At 39.5% G+C, this 20,200-nt stretch carries 19 protein-coding genes; 17 read left to right on the top strand and 2 right to left on the bottom strand.

Translation table 11 applies throughout. The features are described 5' to 3' along the window. Positions 1 to 11 precede the first annotated feature (11 nt). From ruvA to FRX54_RS06015, 14 genes are all read left to right on the top strand, one after another. Positions 12 to 596, top strand: coding sequence for a Holliday junction branch migration protein RuvA (gene ruvA, locus FRX54_RS06070; protein ID WP_146462109.1), 585 nt, complete (start codon positions 12 to 14; stop codon positions 594 to 596). A gap of 9 nt (positions 597 to 605) precedes the next feature. Continuing rightward, positions 606 to 1,178, top strand: coding sequence for a DNA-3-methyladenine glycosylase I (locus tag FRX54_RS06065; RefSeq protein ID WP_146462107.1), 573 nt, complete (start codon positions 606 to 608; stop codon positions 1,176 to 1,178). A 13-nt stretch (positions 1,179 to 1,191) separates the two neighbouring features. After that, positions 1,192 to 2,433 (top strand): competence/damage-inducible protein A, encoded by a 1,242-nt coding sequence (locus tag FRX54_RS06060; protein ID WP_146462105.1) that lies wholly within the window; start codon positions 1,192 to 1,194, stop codon positions 2,431 to 2,433. 43 nt (positions 2,434 to 2,476) lie between these two features. Beyond that, on the top strand, positions 2,477 to 3,685 hold the full coding sequence (gene recA / locus FRX54_RS06055) for a recombinase RecA (protein ID WP_146462103.1): 1,209 nt from the start codon (positions 2,477 to 2,479) through the stop codon (positions 3,683 to 3,685). A gap of 84 nt (positions 3,686 to 3,769) precedes the next feature. After that, positions 3,770 to 4,168: a transcriptional regulator Spx gene (spx, locus tag FRX54_RS06050; protein WP_146462101.1), complete on the top strand. Its 399-nt coding sequence runs from the start codon at positions 3,770 to 3,772 to the stop codon at positions 4,166 to 4,168. 67 nt (positions 4,169 to 4,235) lie between these two features. Further along, the gene (locus tag FRX54_RS06045) at positions 4,236 to 4,793 is read left to right on the top strand and encodes an SP0191 family lipoprotein (protein ID WP_186652512.1); all 558 of its coding nucleotides are present in this window, start codon (positions 4,236 to 4,238) and stop codon (positions 4,791 to 4,793) included. Positions 4,794 to 4,892: 99 nt separating this feature from the next. Further along, complete coding sequence (locus tag FRX54_RS06040; protein WP_146462097.1) at positions 4,893 to 5,162, top strand: IreB family regulatory phosphoprotein; 270 nt, start codon at positions 4,893 to 4,895, stop codon at positions 5,160 to 5,162. Then, positions 5,159 to 5,578 (top strand): Holliday junction resolvase RuvX, encoded by a 420-nt coding sequence (gene ruvX / locus FRX54_RS06035; RefSeq protein ID WP_146462095.1) that lies wholly within the window; start codon positions 5,159 to 5,161, stop codon positions 5,576 to 5,578. Before FRX54_RS06040 ends, ruvX begins: the two co-directional genes overlap by 4 nt. A gap of 11 nt (positions 5,579 to 5,589) precedes the next feature. Beyond that, entirely contained in the window at positions 5,590 to 5,901 is a 312-nt protein-coding gene (locus tag FRX54_RS06030) for a DUF1292 domain-containing protein (protein WP_146462092.1), read from the top strand. A 52-nt stretch (positions 5,902 to 5,953) separates the two neighbouring features. After that, positions 5,954 to 6,076: a hypothetical protein gene (locus FRX54_RS06425; RefSeq protein WP_261379754.1), complete on the top strand. Its 123-nt coding sequence runs from the start codon at positions 5,954 to 5,956 to the stop codon at positions 6,074 to 6,076. Between the two features lie 42 nt (positions 6,077 to 6,118). After that, a complete protein-coding gene (locus FRX54_RS06025) occupies positions 6,119 to 7,723 on the top strand; it encodes a DUF2079 domain-containing protein (protein ID WP_146462090.1) in 1,605 nt (534 codons plus the stop codon). A gap of 176 nt (positions 7,724 to 7,899) precedes the next feature. Next, positions 7,900 to 8,046: a hypothetical protein gene (locus FRX54_RS06355; protein WP_186652510.1), complete on the top strand. Its 147-nt coding sequence runs from the start codon at positions 7,900 to 7,902 to the stop codon at positions 8,044 to 8,046. Positions 8,047 to 8,055: 9 nt separating this feature from the next. Next, positions 8,056 to 9,000 (top strand): Gfo/Idh/MocA family protein, encoded by a 945-nt coding sequence (locus tag FRX54_RS06020; protein WP_146462088.1) that lies wholly within the window; start codon positions 8,056 to 8,058, stop codon positions 8,998 to 9,000. Between the two features lie 14 nt (positions 9,001 to 9,014). Then, positions 9,015 to 9,518 (top strand): GNAT family N-acetyltransferase, encoded by a 504-nt coding sequence (locus tag FRX54_RS06015; RefSeq protein WP_146462086.1) that lies wholly within the window; start codon positions 9,015 to 9,017, stop codon positions 9,516 to 9,518. A gap of 15 nt (positions 9,519 to 9,533) precedes the next feature. Here FRX54_RS06015 and yaaA read toward each other — a convergent pair whose 3' ends face one another. Next, the gene (yaaA, locus tag FRX54_RS06010; protein ID WP_146462084.1) at positions 9,534 to 10,262 is read right to left on the bottom strand and encodes a peroxide stress protein YaaA; all 729 of its coding nucleotides are present in this window, start codon (positions 10,260 to 10,262) and stop codon (positions 9,534 to 9,536) included. Positions 10,263 to 10,382: 120 nt separating this feature from the next. On the opposite strand from yaaA, the gene FRX54_RS06005 reads away from it, so the two are divergent. After that, positions 10,383 to 14,780, top strand: coding sequence for a PolC-type DNA polymerase III (locus tag FRX54_RS06005; protein WP_146462082.1), 4,398 nt, complete (start codon positions 10,383 to 10,385; stop codon positions 14,778 to 14,780). Positions 14,781 to 14,898: 118 nt separating this feature from the next. Further along, positions 14,899 to 16,245 carry a glucose-6-phosphate isomerase gene (locus tag FRX54_RS06000; RefSeq protein WP_146462080.1) on the top strand — a complete coding sequence of 449 codons (1,347 nt, stop codon included), beginning with the start codon at positions 14,899 to 14,901 and terminating at the stop codon, positions 16,243 to 16,245. 33 nt (positions 16,246 to 16,278) lie between these two features. Here FRX54_RS06000 and tyrS read toward each other — a convergent pair whose 3' ends face one another. After that, positions 16,279 to 17,535 carry a tyrosine--tRNA ligase gene (gene tyrS / locus FRX54_RS05995; protein WP_146462077.1) on the bottom strand — a complete coding sequence of 419 codons (1,257 nt, stop codon included), beginning with the start codon at positions 17,533 to 17,535 and terminating at the stop codon, positions 16,279 to 16,281. A 109-nt stretch (positions 17,536 to 17,644) separates the two neighbouring features. On the opposite strand from tyrS, the gene pbp1b reads away from it, so the two are divergent. After that, positions 17,645 to 19,948: a penicillin-binding protein PBP1B gene (pbp1b, locus tag FRX54_RS05990; protein WP_146462075.1), complete on the top strand. Its 2,304-nt coding sequence runs from the start codon at positions 17,645 to 17,647 to the stop codon at positions 19,946 to 19,948. Positions 19,949 to 20,200 lie beyond the last annotated feature (252 nt).

The raw sequence follows: 20,200 nt of genomic DNA, 5'->3' as shown, positions 1-20,200 counted from the left end.
AGGAGTAAATCATGTATGATTACATTAAAGGCATATTAACCAAGATTACAGCCAAATATGTTGTTGTTGAAACTGGAGGATTAGGTTACATGATTCATGCTGCCAATCCATATAGTTTTTCTGATCAAGTTAATCAGGAAGTACAAATCTACCTTCATCAAATTGTCAGAGAGGATGCTCAGCTACTTTATGGTTTCAAAACGGAGGCAGAAAAAGAGATTTTTCTGAATCTGATTTCGGTTTCAGGTATTGGTCCGATGACAGCCTTGGCCATTATTGCTGTTGATGACAATGAAGGCTTGGTTCGAGCGATTGATGAAAATAATATCACTTATCTGACCAAATTTCCAAAAGTGGGCAAAAAAACAGCTCAGCAGATGATTTTAGATTTGGCTGGTAAGTTTGTTCCAGTTGAACCCAAGGTTCAAGAACAAACTAAGGTGGCAGGTAATCCAGCTCTTGATGAGGCGATGGAGGCCTTGCTTGCCCTAGGCTATAAGGCCAATGAATTGAAGAAAATCCGTGCCTTTTTTGATAATACCAATGACAGCACGGAAAATTACATTAAATCAAGTTTGAAATTGTTGATGAAGTAGGAGATGGTGATGCAACGTTGCTCTTGGGTCTCAGTAGATAATGACCTTTATTGTCGTTACCATGATGAAGAATGGGGACGCCCTATTTATGATGACCAGTCCTTGTTTGAAATGCTCTGTTTAGAATCGTATCAATCTGGTCTATCTTGGTTGACCGTCTTGAAAAAACGACCAGCTTTTAGACAGGCTTTTCATGATTATGACATTGCTAAGGTAGCTGCCATGACTGAGGTTGATTTGGAAGAATTATTGACCAACCCAGCCATCATCCGTCATCGAATGAAACTAGCTGCAACCATCAACAATGCCAAAGCTCTGCTAATCTTGCAGCAAGAACGCTCTTTTAGTGATTACCTTTGGCAATTTGTTGGTGGTAAAAGCCAAGACAATCAAGTGACAGATTATCGTCAACTTGCCAATCAAACAGAAGTTTCAAAAGCTTTGGCAAAAGACTTAAAAAAGCGAGGATTCAAGTTTTTAGGACCAACAACGATTTACTCTTTTATGCAGGCAGTCGGTATGGTTAATGACCATGAAATCACTTGTTTTTGTCATAATCAAGTAAAATTAGCGAATAAATAGATGAGGTGACAAGATGAAGGCAGAAATTATTGCGGTTGGAACAGAGATTCTGACTGGTCAGATTGTGAATACCAACGCACAATTTTTAGCTGAAAAATTGGCAGAGCTAGGAATTGACGTCTATTTTCAAACAGCAGTTGGTGACAATACAGAGCGTTTATTGGCTGTTCTTGATATTGCTCGTCAACGCAGTGATTTAGTGATTTTATCTGGTGGTTTAGGGCCAACTGATGATGATTTGACCAAACAAACTTTGGCAAGATTTTTGCGACGTGATTTGGTAGTGGATTTGCAAGCTCAGGCTAAGTTAGATGATTTTTTTGCTCAGCGTCCAAGTCATTCTCGTACTCCAAATAATGCTCGACAAGCCTTAATTTTGGAAGGTAGTCAGCCCTTAGCCAATCCTCGTGGTCTAGCCATAGGTTCTTTATTGACCGTGGATAAGGTTACTTACATTCTCTTACCAGGGCCACCAAATGAACTAAAAGCCATGTTTAAGCAAGAGGTCATGCCTCGTTTGCGTTCTGGTAGTCGTCTTTATTCTCGAGTCATGCGTTTCTTTGGTGTGGGTGAGAGCCATCTAGTAACCATACTAGATGATTTGATTAAACACCAAACCGATCCGACCCTAGCTCCTTATACCAAACTTGGTGAAGTCACCTTAAGATTATCGACAAAGGCCAGTAATCAAGACGAAGCTAATCAACGCTTAACGAGTCTGGAAAAAGAAATTCTTTCAAAAAAAGAGGTTGCAGCAGCCTTTTATGGTTATGGTGAAGAAAATTCCTTGGCTCAGGTGGTTGTGAGCTTACTGAAAGAGAAAAATAAGACGGTGACAGCAGCTGAAAGTTTAACAGCTGGGCTTTTGCAAGCTAATCTGGCTGAGTGTTCAGGGCTATCTCAGGTTTTCGAGGGAGGCTTGGTAACTTATAGCAGAGCTCAAAAGTCTAGTTTGTTAGGTATTCCATTGGAAGATTTGAAGCAACATGGAGTTGTGAGTGCCTTTACGGCTGAAAAAATGGCAGAGCAGGTTAGATTGAAAATGGGTGCAGATATTGGTCTGTCTTTAACAGGGGTAGCTGGGCCAGCTAGCTTAGAGAATCAGCCAGTTGGACGTGTTTTCATTGGTTTAGCAATTGCTGATTATACTAAGGTTATTCAATTAAATCTAGGTAAGCGAAATCGTGAAGAGATTCGTCAGTTAGCAGTTCTTCATGCCCTTGATCTAGTTCGCAGAACTTTATTAACCTCATAAAATTTGTTAAAATTGTAAAAGAAGAAAGCTAAAGGAGAAAATTGTGGCGAAGAAAAAAACGAAAAAATTAGAAGACATCACCAAAAAATTTGGTGAAGAACGTGAAAAAGCCTTAAATGATGCCTTAAAATTGATTGAAAAAGATCATGGTAAGGGGGCCATCATGCGTCTTGGAGAGCGAGCTGAACAGAAAGTTCAAGTCATGAGTTCAGGTAGTTTGGCTCTCGATATTGCTTTGGGAGCGGGTGGTTATCCAAAAGGACGGATCGTTGAAATCTATGGGCCAGAAAGCTCAGGTAAGACGACGGTTGCTCTTCATGCTGTAGCAGAAGCTCAAAAAAATGGTGGCATTGCAGCCTTTATCGATGCTGAACACGCTCTTGACCCTGCTTATGCACAAGCCTTGGGTGTCAATATTGATGAACTGTTGCTATCACAGCCTGATTCGGGAGAACAAGGCTTGGAGATTGCAGGTAAATTGATTGAGTCTGGAGCAGTGGATTTGATTGTTGTCGATTCAGTAGCAGCACTTGTCCCACGAACTGAGATTGATGGTGAAATCGGAGATAGTACCGTTGGTTTACAGGCGAGAATGATGAGTCAAGCCATGCGTAAATTATCAGCGTCTATCAATAAAACGAAAACGATTGCTATTTTCATCAACCAATTGCGTGAAAAAATCGGTGTGATGTTTGGTAGCCCTGAAACAACGCCAGGTGGCCGTGCCCTTAAGTTCTACGCTTCAGTTCGTCTTGATGTGCGTGGTACGTCTAATAAGGTTGAAGGAACAGGTGAGCAAAAAGGTGTGATTCTTGGACGTGAAACCAAGATTAAAGTCGTTAAAAACAAGATTGCTCCGCCATTTAAGGAAGCCTTGGTTGAAATTATGTATGGCGAAGGTATCTCAAAAGCTGGAGAATTGGTTAAGATTGCGACTGATTTAGAGATTATTAAAAAAGCTGGTGCTTGGTATTCTTATAATGATGAAAAAATCGGTCAAGGTTCAGAAAATGCCAAGAAGTATTTATTGGACCATCCAGAAATTTTTGAAGAGATTGATGCCAAAGTTCGTGAACATTATGGCATGACAACGAATGCAGAAGAAGTAACAACCGAAAATGACGACTCTACTACAAAGACTAAGAAAAAATCAACTAAGTCTGAAACGGCTGAAGAAGTTAGTGATTCAAAAGATACACTTGACTTGGACGAATTGGTGTTGGATTTAGAAGATATTGAAATTGAAGAATAAAAATAGGCCTCAAGACCGACTTTCTGATTGACAGAATTGTGTTATAATAATAACGTACCTTGATATAGAAAGTGAGAGTTGGACATGATTAAGATTTACACCATTTCAAGTTGTACCAGTTGTAAAAAAGCTAAAACATGGCTCAATGCCCATCATCTGCCTTATAAAGAGCAGAATTTAGCTAAAGAATCCCTCACAAAAGAAGAAATTATGACCATTTTAATGAAAACCGAAAGCGGTGTTGAGAGTATTGTTTCCTCAAAAAATCGTTATGCTAAGGCTCTAAATTGTAATTTGGACGATTTGAGTGTTAGTCAGGTCATTGATATTATTCAAGCCAATCCGCGTATTTTGAAAAGTCCGATTTTGATTGATGAAAAACGACTACAAGTGGGTTATAAGGAAGACGATATCCGTGCTTTCTTGCCACGTTCAATCCGTAATGTAGAAAATGAAGAGGCTCGCTTGCGAGCAGCTCTGTAAGCATAAAAGATGGGACAAGATTGTCTCATCTTTTCTTGTTTTGATAAATAAAATCAAAGGAATAGAGATGAAAAAAATTTTTCTGCCCTTGTTAGTCTTGCTTAGTTTTTTCATGGTGTCTTGTTCACAAGAGGCAAACACGACTAAATCTAATCCAACCCCTTCTTCGTCTGAGGTCACTAAACTTGAAAAAGTCGTTACAGAAACTTATCAATATCAAGAGGATTTGGATGGTCAGCTAAAAACAATGACTGAGACAATCACCTATCAAGGTGAGCAGTTTCTTAGTCTGGATCTCTTGATCGAAGAGCCTTTGGATGAAGAAACGCAAGCCATTCTTGCTGAGCAGGACTTTGCTAACATTAAGGACGAGATTATTCGCCAAATCGAGAATGACAGTAGTTTTTCCAAGTTGAAGTCCTTAAAGGGTGTAACAACTAGCCTAGATTTGCGTGATGACTATGTTTTTGTGGTGCGTGTCATTATTGATATGCAGGTGGTTGACTTTGATCAATTATTGCAAGTACCAGGACTACCAGAAACCTTTGCTGATTTTAAGGTTTTGAAACCTCAAGACTATATCATTAGTTTAATTGCTCAAGGAGCGACTCAACTAAAGGAATAGGTTGATGAATAAATCATGAAAATAAGTGATTGTCCTTGTGAAATAGTTGAAAATAAGATATAATTAAACGTAAGATTATTAGGAGAGAAGGTGGATTTTATGGGATTTACAGATGAAACAGTTCGCTTTAAGCTAGATGATGGCAACAAAAAGGAAATTGGCGAAACTTTAACTTCAGTTTACCATTCACTTGATGAAAAAGGCTATAACCCAATCAATCAGATTGTTGGCTATGTGCTAAGTGGGGATCCAGCCTATATTCCTCGTTATAATGATGCGCGTAATCAGATTCGTAAATATGAGCGAGATGAACTAGTGGAAGAGTTGGTTCGCTACTACCTCAAAGGAAATGGAATTGATAACCTATGAGAATTATGGGGCTAGATGTTGGTTCTAAAACGGTTGGTGTAGCCATTAGTGATCCACTTGGCTTTACAGCACAAGGTTTAGAAATCATCCCTATCAATGAAGATAAGGAAGAATTTGGTTTTGAACGGTTGGAAGAGTTGATTAAGACTTATCAAGTGGATAAGGTTGTGGTCGGCTTACCGAAGAACATGAACAATACCAGTGGTCCTCGAGTTGAGGCAAGTTTAGCTTATGGTCAACAAGTAGAAGAACGTTTTAAGTTGACGGTTGACTACCAAGATGAACGCTTAACAACTGTTCAGGCTGAACGCATGTTGGTTGAACAAGCAGATATCAGCCGCAATAAACGTAAGAAGGTTATTGATAAATTAGCTGCCCAGTTAATTTTGCAAAATTATTTAGATCGTATGTTTTAAGGAGAAAAGAGATGACAGAACAACACGAACACAATCATGATCATGAAGTGATTACCTTAGTTGATGAAGCTGGTAATGAAACGCTTTTTGAAATTCTTTTGACGATTGATGGTCAAGAAGAATTTGGTAAAAACTATGTTCTTTTAGTACCAGTTGGTGCCGAAGAAGACGAAGCAGGTCAGGTTGAAATTCAAGCCTATTCATTTGTTGAAAATGAAGATGGTACAGAAGGTGATTTACAACCTATTCCAGAAGATGCAGAAGCTGAATGGAATATGATTGAAGAAGTTTTTAATAGCTTTTTAGATGAAGAACAAGACTAATTAAACTGGGCAATTGTCCAGTTTTTTTCATACAAATGACGAATAAATAAGTATGAAACAAGAATTAACCTTGGAAGAAAGAGAATTTTTACGGGTTTATCATCGTCAAGTTTACCATCGTTTTAGGGATCTGGTTCGTTATGTGAGACTTCTTGAAAAATTGACTAAACAGTGAAATCTGCTATACTGGAAGTAAGCGTAAATAAAGGAGTGACGAATGAAATATAATGAAAGAAGTCAGGATATGACTGATTTTTCTCAGACAGATGTGACTAGACATTATAGTCGAACTGCGAAGTTAAACGAAGAGAAAACCATAGGTAAACCATCGCCTTACAAGGTGTCTATATCGGGTAAACACCGTTTTTACTTGTTTATCTTTAGTTTATTAGTAGGGGCAATCAATGTTGGCTTACCAGTCTTGAACAGCTTAGCCAATCTTACGCAATCTCAGCATCTTTATACAGGCTTAATGTTGACCAAGGGCTTGTTGCCTTATGGTGATATTTTTGCGACAGGAGGCATTTTGTACTATGCCTTGGTGGCAGCTAGTTATGTTTTAGGATCAAGTGCATGGCTGACCGTGGTTCAGGTACTTGCTTTTTATGTGTCAGGAGCTTATTTTTATCGCTTGGTTGCCTATTTGACACATAAGCAAGATTTGGCTTTAGTGGCTAGTTTGAGTTTTTACTTGCTCAATCTTAGTATGGGTTTTGGTGGCTTGTATCCCGTGCAATTTGCCTTACCTTTTGTTTTAATCGGCCTTTGGTTCTTAACGAAATATTTTCATCAAAGCACCCCTGATGAATCCTTTATGTTGTATGGCTTTCTTGGGGCTATCAGTATTTTACTTGAACCTAGGACTTTGACTTTTTGGTTTTTGTCAGCAGTCTTTGTGTTTATTGTCAATCTTAGACGTAAGGAAAAAGCCAAGGGAGTTTATCAACTACTTTGTTTGATTTTTGGTAGTATTTTAGTGTTTTATAGTGGGGCTTATTTTTTAATCAATCTACAGATTTTAAGCCCTTATTTTTCTCAAGCTATTATCTATCACTTGAGTGTATTAGTTCGAGGAACAGCTGATTTGTGGCAAAGTTTAGGTGCTCAGTTACTGCTAGCTCTTTTTGGTGGTCTATTGCTTGGTTTACTTGGATTTCTTAAAAAATTTGAGCCAGAAGCGACAAAATCGTCACCACTCGTACGAGGCTTTCTTTTTCTAATGCTCCTTGTATCACTACCTTATGCCTTGGGAGCTCAGACCTTTGAGCCATACGCTTTATTGGATGGTTTGATTTATGGTTTATTATTAACTGTGCTTTGGTTAAATCAAAGACAAGAAAAAGTCAAACAATCGCATTCTCATAGACGTGTTAAAGCAGGGCAAGTTGATGGTAGATTGTTTGCTAAGTTACTGAAATCTCATTTATACCTGCCTATTTTGGTTTTTGTATTTGGTATTGCTTATCCAATTTGGCAGGCCTTTGATCAGCAAAAATTCGTTGCAGATCGTATTCGCATTGCCCAATATTTGAAAAAGACAGTGACAGAAGATGAGAAAATCTATGTTTGGGATAATCAGCCAAAGATTTATGCGGATAGCCAATTGACGCCAAGTTCTCAATTGATTTTGCCAGTAGGCTATGCGTCAAGTTCAATGAATAACAAAACCTTAGAAGATGAGTTGTTGCAAAATCAAGCTAATTATATTGTAGTTAATAAGCAGATGAAACTATCTGATGACTTGAAAAAAGATTTGCAAACGAATTATAAGGCTCTAAGTGTGGCTAAGGTGTCTAATTTTACAGTCTATCAATTAAAATAAAATCGATACCTTGTGTTAGTAGCACAGGGTATTTATGTTGATTCCCCAACAGCTAATTTTAAAAGGGTGTTTAACGGTTGTGAGTAAGCGGATGTTCTTTCTTTATGGTAGAATAGTAGCGTTAACAACTTCCTTTAGGCATTTTTACAGGTTGGTATATTTGAAAGGAGAACAAAATGGGAAAATATCAATTAGATTATAAGGGTCAAGCACAGGTAGAGAGGTTTCACGAGAAACATTCCAAGGTGAAAAGTGATAAAAAGGCACGCGTGCAAGACTTGAAAGCAAGATTTTTGGATAAGGTAAAGCAGCAAGGTAAATAGGAGAATATGATGCAGGCAATTGGACTGGTTGGGTTGGGAGCAATCGCACAAAAGGCATATTTACCCTTTATGCGACAAATCAAAGATGTTCACTGGCATTTATTTACACGAAATCAAGATGTCTTAACAGAAGTGGCTAGCTGCTTTGGGCATCAAACCATCTATACGAGTTTGGAATCTTTGGCAGCGGCCAATTTAGATGGTGTCTTTATTCATGCGGCAACAAAGGCTCATGTGGAAATCGCCCAGATTTTTTTGAAAAAGGGGATTCCTGTTTATATGGATAAACCAGTCGCCGAAACTTATGATGAGGTACTTGGTTTATATCGTTTGGCAAAAGACCACCAAACCTTTTTGATGACAGGCTTTAATCGTCGTTTTGCTCCTAAGGTGTTGACTATGAAAGAGCAAGAGAAGAAAAAGCGGATTTTAGTGGAAAAAAACGACCTTAATCGTCCAGGAGATAAGCAGTTTAAGTTATTTGATTTTTTTATCCATCCCTTAGATACGGCTTTATTTTTGTGTGATGATCGCCCAAAATCTGCCTATTATCGTTATCATCTGGACCAAGGTCAATTAAGTCAAGTAAGTGTGACTTTAGAAACACAGACGGCAACGGTGGTTGCTAGCATGAATTTGCAATCAGGTAGCCGTAGGGAGGTTATGGAAGTACAAACTGCAGAAGCAACTTATCATTTGGAAAATTTAGATGAGTTGACGATTTATAAGAGCAATCAAGTCGTCAAAGATATGTTTGGTTCTTGGGAAACGACTCTTTATAAGCGAGGCTTTGAAAGTATCATTTTAGCATTTTTAGAAGCAGTTAAGACAGGAGAAAATCCAGTATCTCCTAAGAGTAGTTTGCTGAGTCATTACCTGTGTCATCAAATCAATCAGGCGACAAAAGAACAAGGAATGTTAGACGTGAAACTTATAGATATTATCAAAGAGTAAAAAGGAGGTTTGTTATGGAGTTAAGACGACCAACTCTAATGGATTGTCAAGCTGTTTTAGAAATGATGGCGGAATTTACTCAACAGAAGTCGGCATCAGATGGCGGTTTTTGGCCACAGGAAGACTTTAATTACTCAGATTGGTTACAATCCAATTTGGCTGCTGAACAAGGCTTGAATCTTCCAGAAGGTTTTGTGCCTGCTATTCAGTTTGTTTCTTTTGACGAGGCAGGTCAAGCTCTTGGCTTTTTACATCTACGATTGAGATTAAATGATGCCTTATTGGAACAAGGTGGGCATATTGGTTATTCTATCCGACCAAGCCAAAGGGGTCAAGGCTATGCTAAGGAGCAACTACGGTTGGGACTTAAAGAATGTTTTTCTAAAAATATTTATCGAGTGTTATTGACTTGTGATGTAACTAATGAAGCCAGTCGCAGAACTATCTTGGCCTGTGGTGGCGTCTTGGAAGATGTTAGACAAGGTACCGAACGCTATTGGATTGATTTGAAAGATTAAAGAAAAGAGATTAAGCTAGGGCTTAATCTCTTTTTTAACAAAAACGAGAGTTGATTGATCAGATAGTTGAGGCTGGTAAGTAAATTGATTAAAGGTTAGTTTTTTGATCTGTTCAAGTTCTTGTACTTGTTGTTGGATAACTTGATTGAGAAACTGCCCACGAGCCTTTTTTGAAATCGTCGAATGGGTTTTTAATTGACCGTTTTTTTCTTCATGGAAACGAATCTTAATCAGTCGTTGGGTTAATCTTTTAGAAAAGACCTGTTCAAATTCACTAGATAAAAGTGAGATAATGGGTTCTTGACCAATAAATTGATCATAGTCTTGTCGCCAGTAAGTTTTGAGTGATTGATTGTCAACTTTAAGGGGACAGTTAAAATCCAAGCGATGTGGTTGAATAGGATGAGTGGCATTGATTATACCGTAAAGAGCAGTTGTGATAAAAACCTGTTTCTGGATAAAATCAGCTCCATCTATCAAGGTTTTCTCGTCAATCTGGCGATACATCAACCCATTAAATAACTCAATGGCAGAATAAGAAAGGGCCTCTCCAGTTTGAATGGCTCTTAGTCTGTCTTGTTCTTTGAGGGCGGCTTCTGTTTTTATCTTGTAGAGTTTAGCCAAGCCGTCTAAGTCATAGTGTAAGAGTTGGTCAATGATTGCTTGACTTTTGACCGAAAGGGGTTGGTTAGCTTTTGGCTGGCCTAGTTTCATTTCTTTAGCAGTGGGAATTAAGAATTTCATATCTCTATTTTAGGGTCTTATGGGATAAAGTCAAGTATTCGCTTTATAGCAGGCTTTTTGATTTCTGACGCAGGTGGTCTTTTTTGGTATAATAAACCTACTACCTACAAGGAGAAGTTTATGTCAGGCTTGTTTCAACAATTGATGGATCAGATTGAATTGCCCTTGGAGTTGAAAAACTCCCAGCATTTTTTGTCTGCTGAGATTGGCGAGGTTAAGGTGCATGCCAAATCTCGTTGGTGGGAATTTGAACTAAAATTTCCAGAAATTTTACCAGTGGCAAGTTATCGAACGTTGCGTATTGCCTTGTCTGATGCCTTTGACAAGGCAGATATTAGGGCAAGTTTAACCATAGCTGTTCAAAATCCTGTTTTTTCTGATGACCTACTTCAAGCCTATTATCAAGAGGCTTTTGAGCAAGAGCCTTGTAATGACGATAGTTTTCGTGCTTCATTTGCTCAGTTATCAGTGACCTATGATGGAAAACAAGTTAGTATTCTAGGACCAGACTTTGTCAATAATGACCATTTTCGGAAAAACCATCTCCCCAAATTGAGTCAGATGTTTGTGCGTTTTGGTTTTGGTCAACTTAACTTTGACATTGTATCAGATAATCAAATGACGCAAGCCATCAAGGCAGATGTCGAAGCGAGTAAGCAAGAAGTGATGGAGAAGGCTAGCCAAGAAGCTGCTCAAATTAGAGCTTCTCTTGAAGCCAGTATGCCACCTGTTGAAGAAAAATCAAATGGAACGAAGTTTGATTTTCAGCGCCAGACAAGTCAACGTCAAGCTAGTTTTGATAAGGCAGAAATAACACCGATGATTGAAGTTGAAACTGAAGAAAATCGTGTGGTCTTTGAGGGTTTGGTGTTTGATGTAGAAAAGAAAACCACTCGTTCAGGTCGTCATATCATCAATTTCAAGATGACAGATTATACTTCGTCATTTGCCATGCAACGTTGGGCTAAGGATGAGGAAGAACTCAAAAAATTTGACATGGTTAGCAAGGGAAACTGGCTTCGAGTACGAGGTAATATTGAACACAATCCCTTCACCAAGTCATTGACCATGACAGTTCAAGATATGAAAGAAATTGTTCATCAAGAACGCCAAGATCTCATGCCAGAAGGGCAAAAACGGGTGGAATTTCATGCCCATACCAATATGTCAACCATGGACGCCTTACCAACGGTTGAAAAGTTGATTGACCAAGCTGCCAAGTGGGGTCATCCAGCCATTGCCATTACGGATCATGGAAATGTTCAAAGTTTCCCACATGGTTATCATCATGGTAAAAAAGCTGGGATTAAGGTTATCTTTGGTTTAGAGGCCAATATCGTTGAGGATCGTGTGCCGATTACTTATCATGAAAAGGAACTTGAACTAAAAGAAGCGACCTATGTTGTGTTTGACGTGGAAACAACAGGTTTATCTGCAGTGAACAATCATTTGATTCAGATTGCAGCTTCTAAGATGTACAAGAATAATATCATTGAACAGTTTGATGAGTTTATTGACCCAGGTTATCCCTTGAGTCAGTTTACAACAGACTTGACAGGGATTACGGATAATCATTTGAAGGGGGCTAAGCCTCTGGAGCAGGTATTAAGAGAATTCCAAGCCTTTTGCGAAGGGACGGTCATGGTTGCCCATAATGCCACCTTTGACATCGGTTTTATGAATGCTAATTATGAGCGTCATGGTTTACCGAAAATTTCGCAACCTGTTATTGATACCCTAGAATTTGCTCGAAACTTGTATCCAGACTTCAAGCGTCATGGTTTAGGGCCATTGACTAAACGTTTCCAAGTTAGCCTAGAACATCATCATATGGCCAATTATGATGCGGAAGCGACAGGTCGTCTCCTCTTTATTTTTATCAATGATGTCATTGAAAAACACGGGATAACGCATCTGCATCAATTAAACACCGATCTGGTTGATGAAGAGTCATATAAGAAGGCGAGAACCAAACATGTCACGATTTACGTTAAAAATCAAAAGGGATTAAAAAATCTCTTTAAGCTAGTTTCTCTATCAAATGTGAAATATTTTTCTGGGGTGGCAAGAATCCCAAGGACTGTTTTAGAACAACATCGTGAGGGCTTGATTTTGGGGACAGCTTGTTCTGATGGTGAAGTCTTTGACACGCTTCTTTCCCAGGGTTTAGAAGCAGCTCTTGAAGTGGCTGACTATTATGATTTTATCGAAGTTATGCCACCAGCCCTTTATCAACCTTTAGTGGCGCGTGAGATGATTAAGGATCAAGCCGGCATTGAGCAAATTATCAAAGATTTGATTGAAGTGGGACGTCGTTTGAATAAGCCTGTGTTGGCGACAGGAAATGTTCACTATCTTGAGCCTGAAGATGCCATTTATCGTGAAATTATTGTTCGTAGCTTAGGTCAAGGTGCCATGATTAACCGTCCGATTGGTCGGGGAGAAAATGCCCAACCCGCTCCACTTCCAGAAGCACATTTTCGTACGACCAATGAAATGCTGGATGACTTTGCCTTCTTAGGGCAAGAGTTGGCTTATGACTTGGTTGTGACGAATCCCAATAAGATTCTAGAGGTGTTTGAGGATGTTGAAGTGGTCAAAAAAGACCTTTATACGCCGTTTATCAAGGATGCTGAAGAGCAAGTGGCTCGCATGACTTATGAAAAAGCTTTTGAAATTTATGGTAATCCCTTACCAGATATTATTGATTTACGCATTGAAAAAGAATTGACGTCGATTTTGGGAAATGGCTTTGCCGTGATTTATCTCGCCTCGCAGATGTTGGTTCAACGTTCCAATGACCGTGGTTATTTGGTGGGAAGTCGTGGATCTGTTGGGTCTAGTTTTGTGGCAACCATGATTGGTATTACTGAGGTTAATCCTATGCCTCCGCATTACGTTTGTCCGCAGTGTCAGCAGTCGGAATTTATCACAGACGGTTCTTATGGGTCAGGCTTTGATTTGCCTAACAAAAACTGCCCAAAATGTGAGATTTTATATAAGAAAGATGGTCAAGATATTCCCTTTGAAACCTTCCTTGGCTTTGATGGGGATAAGGTGCCAGATATTGACCTTAACTTTTCTGGTGAGGATCAGCCTAATGCTCACTTAGATGTTCGTGATATTTTTGGTGCAGAGAACGCCTTTCGTGCAGGGACAGTTGGTACAGTTGCTGACCGCACAGCTTATGGTTTTGTCAAGGGCTATGAGCGAGATTATGGGAAATTCTACCGTGATGCCGAAGTTGATCGTTTAGCCATGGGGACAACCGGTGTCAAACGAACGACAGGTCAGCACCCAGGGGGAATTGTTGTTATTCCAAACTATATGGATGTGTATGACTTCACACCGGTTCAGTACCCAGCAGATGATTTGTCAGCCAGTTGGCAGACGACCCATTTTAACTTCCATGACATTGATGAAAATGTCCTGAAGCTAGATGTACTAGGCCATGATGATCCAACCATGATTCGTAAGTTACAGGATTTATCTGGTATTTCACCAATGGACATTCCTATGGATGACCCTGATGTCATGAAACTCTTTTCAGGAACAGATGTTATGGGAGTAAGTTCTGAACAGATTGGAACGTCAACAGGGATGCTAGGTATTCCTGAGTTTGGGACTAATTTTGTGCGTGGCATGGTTGATGAAACCCATCCAACTACTTTTTCTGAATTGTTGCAACTGTCAGGATTGTCGCATGGAACAGATGTTTGGTTAGGGAATGCTCAAGATTTGATTAAGCGTGGCATTGCCAATCTATCAACGGTTATTGGTTGTCGGGACGACATCATGGTTTATCTCATGCACGCCGGTCTTGAGCCTAAAATGGCATTTAACATTATGGAACGAGTGCGTAAGGGGCTGTGGTTGAAAATTTCTGAAGAAGAAAGAAACGGCTACATTCAAGCCATGCAAGATAATCAAGTACCTGACTGGTATATCGAATCTTGTGGTAAGATTAAGTACATGTTTCCGAAAGCCCATGCGGCTGCCTATGTGATGATGGCCTTGCGTGTTGCCTATTTCAAGGTGCATTATCCAATTTATTACTACTGTGCTTATTTCTCAATCAGAGCCAAGGCCTTTGACCTTAAAACCATGAGTGGTGGTTTGATAGCTGTTAAGGCTAAGATGGTAGAAATTACCGAGAAACGCAAAAACAATCAAGAAACCAAGGTGGAAATGGATCTCTTTACGACCTTAGAACTTGTGAATGAGATGTTGGAGCGTGGTTTTGTATTCGGTCAGCTAGATATTTATCGTAGCCACCCAACCGAATTCTTGATTGAGGGAGATACCTTGATTCCACCACTGATTGCCATGGATGGATTGGGTGAGAGTGTGGCCAAGCAATTTGCTAAGGCTAGAGAAGAAGGCGAGTTCTTATCTAAGACTGAGCTACGCAAACGAGGAGGTCTGTCAACGACCCTAGTGGAAAAATTGGATGAGATGAACATCTTGGGCAATTTACCAGAAGACAATCAACTTAGCTTATTTGATGATTTTTTCTAAGTTTCTTGCTGCAATTACTCGATTTGTTAAAAATTTCGCTAATTGTGATAAAAACCATTGAAAAAAAAGAAAGAAAGCGTTATTATAATAAAGACTTTGAAATTATGGAGGCTTTTTAATGGCACATATTACATTTGATTATTCAAAAACCTTAGATTTTATCAGCCAACATGAGTTGGATTATTTACAAACCCAAATTAGTGCAGCTGACCAAGCACTTCGTCAAGGAACTGGGCAAGGTGCCGAAATGACGGGTTGGTTGGATTTGCCAGAAAACTATGATAAGGAAGAATTTGCCCGTATTCAAGAAGCGGCTAAGGAAATTCAAGCGAACAGTGATGTCCTAGTTGTGATTGGGATTGGTGGTTCTTATCTTGGTGCTCGTGCAGCGATTGATTTTCTAAATCATTCGTTTGTTAATTTGCAAAGTAAAGAAGAGCGTCAAGCTCCACAAATTCTTTATGCAGGTAACTCAATTTCTTCAAATTATCTAGCAGATTTAGTGGATTATGTGGCTGATAAGGATTTCTCAATCAATGTGATTTCTAAATCAGGAACAACCACTGAGCCAGCTATTGCCTTTCGTGTCTTTAAGGAATTGTTGGTGAAAAAATATGGTAAGGAAGAAGCCAACAAACGCATTTATGCAACAACAGACCGTGCAAAAGGTGCAGTTAAGGTTGAAGCAGACGCTAATGGTTGGCAGACCTTTGTTGTGCCAGATAATGTTGGCGGACGCTTTAGTGTGTTGACAGCGGTAGGTTTATTACCAATCGCAGCGTCAGGAGCAGACATTACTGCCTTGATGGAAGGGGCTAATGCAGCTCGTGTGGCCTATGCTTCAGACCAATTAACTGAAAATGAAGCTTATCAATATGCAGCAGTTCGTACCGCCCTTTATCGTAAGGGTTATATCACTGAGATTTTTGCAGACTATGAGCCATCATTGCAGTATTTTGCTGAATGGTGGAAGCAGTTGGCAGGTGAGTCAGAAGGCAAGGATCAAAAAGGGATCTACCCAAGTTCAGCTCATTTCTCAACAGATTTGCATTCTTTAGGCCAATATATCCAAGAAGGTTATCGCAATCTCTTTGAAACGGTTGTTCGTGTCGATAAGCCACGCAAAAACATTGTGATTCCAAGTGAAGAGTTGGATTTGGATGGTTTAGGTTATCTGCAAGGTAAGGATGTAGATTTTGTTAATAAAAAAGCTACAGATGGTGTTTTGTTAGCTCATACAGATGGTGGTGTGCCTAATATGCACTTGACCCTACCAGCTCAAGATGAGTTCACTTTGGGTTATACGATTTATTTCTTTGAATTGGCGATTGCCATTTCAGGCTACCTTAATGGTGTCAATCCTTTTGACCAACCAGGTGTTGAAGCCTATAAGAAAAATATGTTTGCCCTTCTTGGTAAACCAGGTTTTGAAGACTTATCAAAAGAATTGAACGCAAGACTATAAAAAAATAAGCTAGGTATGATACCTAGCTTATTTTTAGTAAGTCAAGACAAAGTAGTTTTTCTTACCACGACGGACAACAGTGAGTTGTGATTCAATCTTATCTTCTTCTGAGAGTTGATAAGTCACATCTTGAACACGTTCACCATTGATGTAGATGGCACCATTTTGAACGTCCTCACGAGCTTGACGTTTCGATGGTGAAATGCCAGCTGTTACTAAGATGTCAACAATGTTTAAATTGTCTTCTTCTTGTACGGTGTAGTTTTTAACGTGGTTAAGACCTTGTTTGAGTTCCTTGGCTGACAGAGCTTTGATATTGCCGGCAAAGAGTTGCTCGGTAATATTAAGTGCTTGTTCGTAGGCTTCTTGACCGTGAACCAAGGTAACCACTTCTTTTGCTAGTACTTTTTGAGCCAAGCGTTCATGGCGTGCAGCGTTGAAGTCTGCTTCGATTTTAGCAATTTCTTCTAATGGAAGGAAGGTGAAGATTTTCAAGAAACGAATGGCATCATCGTCCATGACATTGAGCCAAAATTGGTACATTTGGTAAGGAGAAGTTTTGTCAGCATTGAGCCAAATGGCATTGCCTTCAGATTTGCCGAATTTTTTACCAGTAGCGTCAGTAATCAATGGAACGGTAATGACATGAGCAGTTTTACCAGCCTTGCGACGAAGTAATTCTGTTCCGGCGGTCATGTTGCCCCATTGATCGCTTCCACCGATTTGTAAGGTGACATCATGACGACGATTGAGTTCATAGAAATCATAACCTTGCATGATTTGATAAGCGAACTCGGTATAAGAAATCCCTGTTTCAATCCGTTTTTTCACAGATTCTTTGCTCATCATGTAGTTGACAGTGAAGTATTTACCAACATCACGCAAGAAATCAATAAAGCTGATTGATTCAAACCAATCATAGTTGTTAGTCATCACAGCGGCATTATCTTTATTGTCAAAATCTAAGAATTGTTCCATTTGAGCCCGAATCTTCGTAACCCACTCTTGAACGGTTTCCTTGGTTTGTAGGCTACGTTCATCATCCTTGAAAGACGGATCACCAATTAGACCGGTTGCACCACCGACTAGGGGATAAGGTTTGTGACCAGCTAGTTGGAGATGACGGCAGACTAAAAGTGGCACAAGGTGTCCGAGATGCAGACTATCAGCCGTCGGGTCGCACCCTAGATAGAAACTAAGGGTTTCTTCTGTTAATGCCTTGACCAAGGCTTCTTCATCCGTGGTTTGAAAAATAAGACCACGGGCTTTTAACTCGTCAAAAATATTCATATCAAGCTCCATTCATAAGTCTAATGTCCTATCATTATATCAAAAATGAGGAAATTTGCCATTATGCAACTTTTTCTTAATTTTGATATAATAATAATTGAGGTATATTATGTTGAAACGTCAGAAAAAAAAGAAGAGAGTAGTCAAAAGTAATCAACCGTGGAGCATTTTTGATCTTGGTGCCGTATTTTTACGCACGGTCAAACTCATGTCAGAATTTGCCTATATTTTGGTGATTTTACTAGGCATGATTGGTCTGGGTGCTGGCTTTGGTTATTTGGTGAGTCAGATTGAGTCCGTCAAGGTGCCAAGTAAGGAGAGCCTCATCAGCCAAGTGAGTGCCGTTAGTGCCATTTCAGAGATGAGATATGCTAATGGAGAATTGATTGCTCTTGTTGATAGTGATTTGTTGCGTACGACCGTAGATAGCTCTGCCATTTCAGATAATGTCAAAAAAGCTATTGTGGCCACTGAAGATGAAAATTTCCAAGAACATAATGGGGTCGTGCCTAAGGCAGTTTTCCGTGCCACTTTGGCTTCTCTTTTGGGTTTGGGTGAAACCAGTGGTGGTTCAACCTTGACTCAGCAGTTGTTGAAACAGCAGATTTTGGGAGATGACCCAACGTTTAAGCGTAAATCAAAAGAAATTATTTATGCCTTGTCTTTGGAACGGTATTTGGATAAGGACAGTATTCTTACAGACTACCTGAATATTTCACCATTTGGTCGCAATAACAAGGGGCAAAATATTGCAGGTATTGAAGAAGCAGCTCAGGGAATCTTTGGTGTTTCTGCTAAAGATTTGACCATTCCACAGGCAGCTTACCTAGCAGGTCTGCCTCAGAGTCCGATTGTCTATTCGCCTTATACGGCAGATGGTCAATTTAAGTCAGCAGAAGAGATGACCTATGGTTTGACAAGGGCTAAGAATGTCCTTTATAACATGTATCGTACAGGGGTACTATCCAAGGATGATTATGAAAATTATCTCACTTATGATGTTTCTCAAGATTTTAAGCAACCCGAAACGGTAACAGCAGACAGTCATGATTATCTTTATTATACGGTTTTTGATGAAGCACAAGCAATCATGTATGATTATCTGATTAAGCGTGATGAAGTTTCTGAAAGTGATTTGAAAAACGAAGAAACACGACAAGCCTATCAAGAATTGGCCATCCAAGAGCTGCGTCTAGGTGGTTACCAGATTACAACGACTCTCAACCAAGGTATTCATCAAGCCATGCAAAATGCAGCACTTCAATATGGCGGTCTTTTAGATGACGGAACGGGTCAAGTGCAAATGGGTAACGTCTTGATGGATAATGCTACAGGAGCAGTTTTAGGCTTTGTAGGTGGTCGAGATTATGCCAGCAACCAAAACAATCATGCTTTTGATACGGTTCGTTCACCAGGGTCTAGTATTAAGCCCATGCTTCCTTATGGTATTGCCATTGATCAAGGCTTGATGGGTAGTGCTAGTGTCTTGTCTAACTATCCAACAACTTTTTCTAGTGGGCAAAAAATCATGCACGGTGAAGAAGAAGGAACAGCCATGATGAATCTCCAAGACGCCCTCAATACCTCTTGGAATATTCCAGCTTTCTGGACGTATCAGCTACTACAAAATCAGGGCGTTGATTCAGAAAATTACATGACCAAGCTAGGCATTAACATTGCAGACTACAACATTGAAAGTCTGCCTCTAGGTGGAGGAATCGAAGTGTCAGTCGCTCAGATGACCAATATCTATCAAATGTTGGCAAATGGTGGTGCTTACCAAGAAAAACATGTAGTTGATAGCATTACAGCTAAAGATGGTACGGTCATTTACCAGTTTGATAATCAAGCTACGCAAGTTGTTTCAAAAGCAACAGCAAGTATCATGCAAGAATTGTTACGAGGGCCAATCAATTCAGGAATTACAACCAGCTTTAAGAATCGTTTACAGGCGATCAATCCTAATTTGGCTAATAATGTGGACTGGATTGGTAAGACAGGAACGACCAATGATTTTGCTGATGCTTGGTTGATGCTAGCAACACCAAAAGTATCTCTAGGTAACTGGGCAGGTCATGATGATAACCGTTCTTTACAGTCAATGACTGGTTATAATAACCATGCTAATTATGTAGCCAATCTAGTGAATGCAATCAGTCAAGTTGATCCAAGTCTGTTTGACGCAAGCAAGTTTAGTTTGGATGATAGTGTGATTCGAGCAACCGTTCTAAAAGCGACTGGCTTAAAACAAGGCCCTGTTCAATACAATGGTCGTGTTTATACCTATAATGGTGCCACAACAACAAGTTACTGGGCTCAAGGTGGGCCAGAAGCCATGACCTATAAGTTTGCTATCGGTGGAACAGATAGTGATTATCAAAAAGCTTGGAATAGCTTAATTGGTGGCAATTAAACTTGTCAAACTAGGACAGATTTGATATAATGGTAGAAATTATTTGTCGTCTGTCTTGGTTGAAATCTTGTCCAACTAAGACTTACAGCAGTTAAATCAAACGACACTTGTCAGATTTAGCTGCTCTTTTTGTGCCTATTTTTAGTTTTCTTAGCAAGTGTAATCAATCCTTAAAGAAACTAAAAATTCTGACAAATACAGCCTATGGCGTGATTTTACTGTAAACAACACTGGGTGACAGCAGTTACCCCT

Source organism: Streptococcus sp. sy004 (assembly GCF_007859205.1).
GTDB lineage: Bacteria > Bacillota > Bacilli > Lactobacillales > Streptococcaceae > Streptococcus.
The sequence above is the reverse complement of the archived record's forward strand: the minus strand, read 5'-3'. Positions and strand labels throughout refer to the sequence as shown.

Coding starts and splice junctions, on each gene's coding strand:
- ruvX (WP_146462095.1), top strand. CDS start 5,159: ATGAGAATTATGGGGCTAGATGTTGGTTCTAAAACGGTTGGTGTAGCC.
- FRX54_RS06005 (WP_146462082.1), top strand. CDS start 10,383: ATGTCAGGCTTGTTTCAACAATTGATGGATCAGATTGAATTGCCCTTG.
- FRX54_RS06425 (WP_261379754.1), top strand. CDS start 5,954: ATGAAACAAGAATTAACCTTGGAAGAAAGAGAATTTTTACGGGTTTAT.
- FRX54_RS06065 (WP_146462107.1), top strand. CDS start 606: ATGCAACGTTGCTCTTGGGTCTCAGTAGATAATGACCTTTATTGTCGT.
- FRX54_RS06030 (WP_146462092.1), top strand. CDS start 5,590: ATGACAGAACAACACGAACACAATCATGATCATGAAGTGATTACCTTA.
- yaaA (WP_146462084.1), bottom strand. CDS start 10,262: ATGAAATTCTTAATTCCCACTGCTAAAGAAATGAAACTAGGCCAGCCA.
- FRX54_RS06355 (WP_186652510.1), top strand. CDS start 7,900: ATGGGAAAATATCAATTAGATTATAAGGGTCAAGCACAGGTAGAGAGG.
- ruvA (WP_146462109.1), top strand. CDS start 12: ATGTATGATTACATTAAAGGCATATTAACCAAGATTACAGCCAAATAT.
- FRX54_RS06015 (WP_146462086.1), top strand. CDS start 9,015: ATGGAGTTAAGACGACCAACTCTAATGGATTGTCAAGCTGTTTTAGAA.
- FRX54_RS06060 (WP_146462105.1), top strand. CDS start 1,192: ATGAAGGCAGAAATTATTGCGGTTGGAACAGAGATTCTGACTGGTCAG.
- FRX54_RS06025 (WP_146462090.1), top strand. CDS start 6,119: ATGAAATATAATGAAAGAAGTCAGGATATGACTGATTTTTCTCAGACA.
- FRX54_RS06040 (WP_146462097.1), top strand. CDS start 4,893: ATGGGATTTACAGATGAAACAGTTCGCTTTAAGCTAGATGATGGCAAC.
- FRX54_RS06045 (WP_186652512.1), top strand. CDS start 4,236: ATGAAAAAAATTTTTCTGCCCTTGTTAGTCTTGCTTAGTTTTTTCATG.
- spx (WP_146462101.1), top strand. CDS start 3,770: ATGATTAAGATTTACACCATTTCAAGTTGTACCAGTTGTAAAAAAGCT.
- FRX54_RS06000 (WP_146462080.1), top strand. CDS start 14,899: ATGGCACATATTACATTTGATTATTCAAAAACCTTAGATTTTATCAGC.
- FRX54_RS06020 (WP_146462088.1), top strand. CDS start 8,056: ATGCAGGCAATTGGACTGGTTGGGTTGGGAGCAATCGCACAAAAGGCA.
- pbp1b (WP_146462075.1), top strand. CDS start 17,645: ATGTTGAAACGTCAGAAAAAAAAGAAGAGAGTAGTCAAAAGTAATCAA.
- tyrS (WP_146462077.1), bottom strand. CDS start 17,535: ATGAATATTTTTGACGAGTTAAAAGCCCGTGGTCTTATTTTTCAAACC.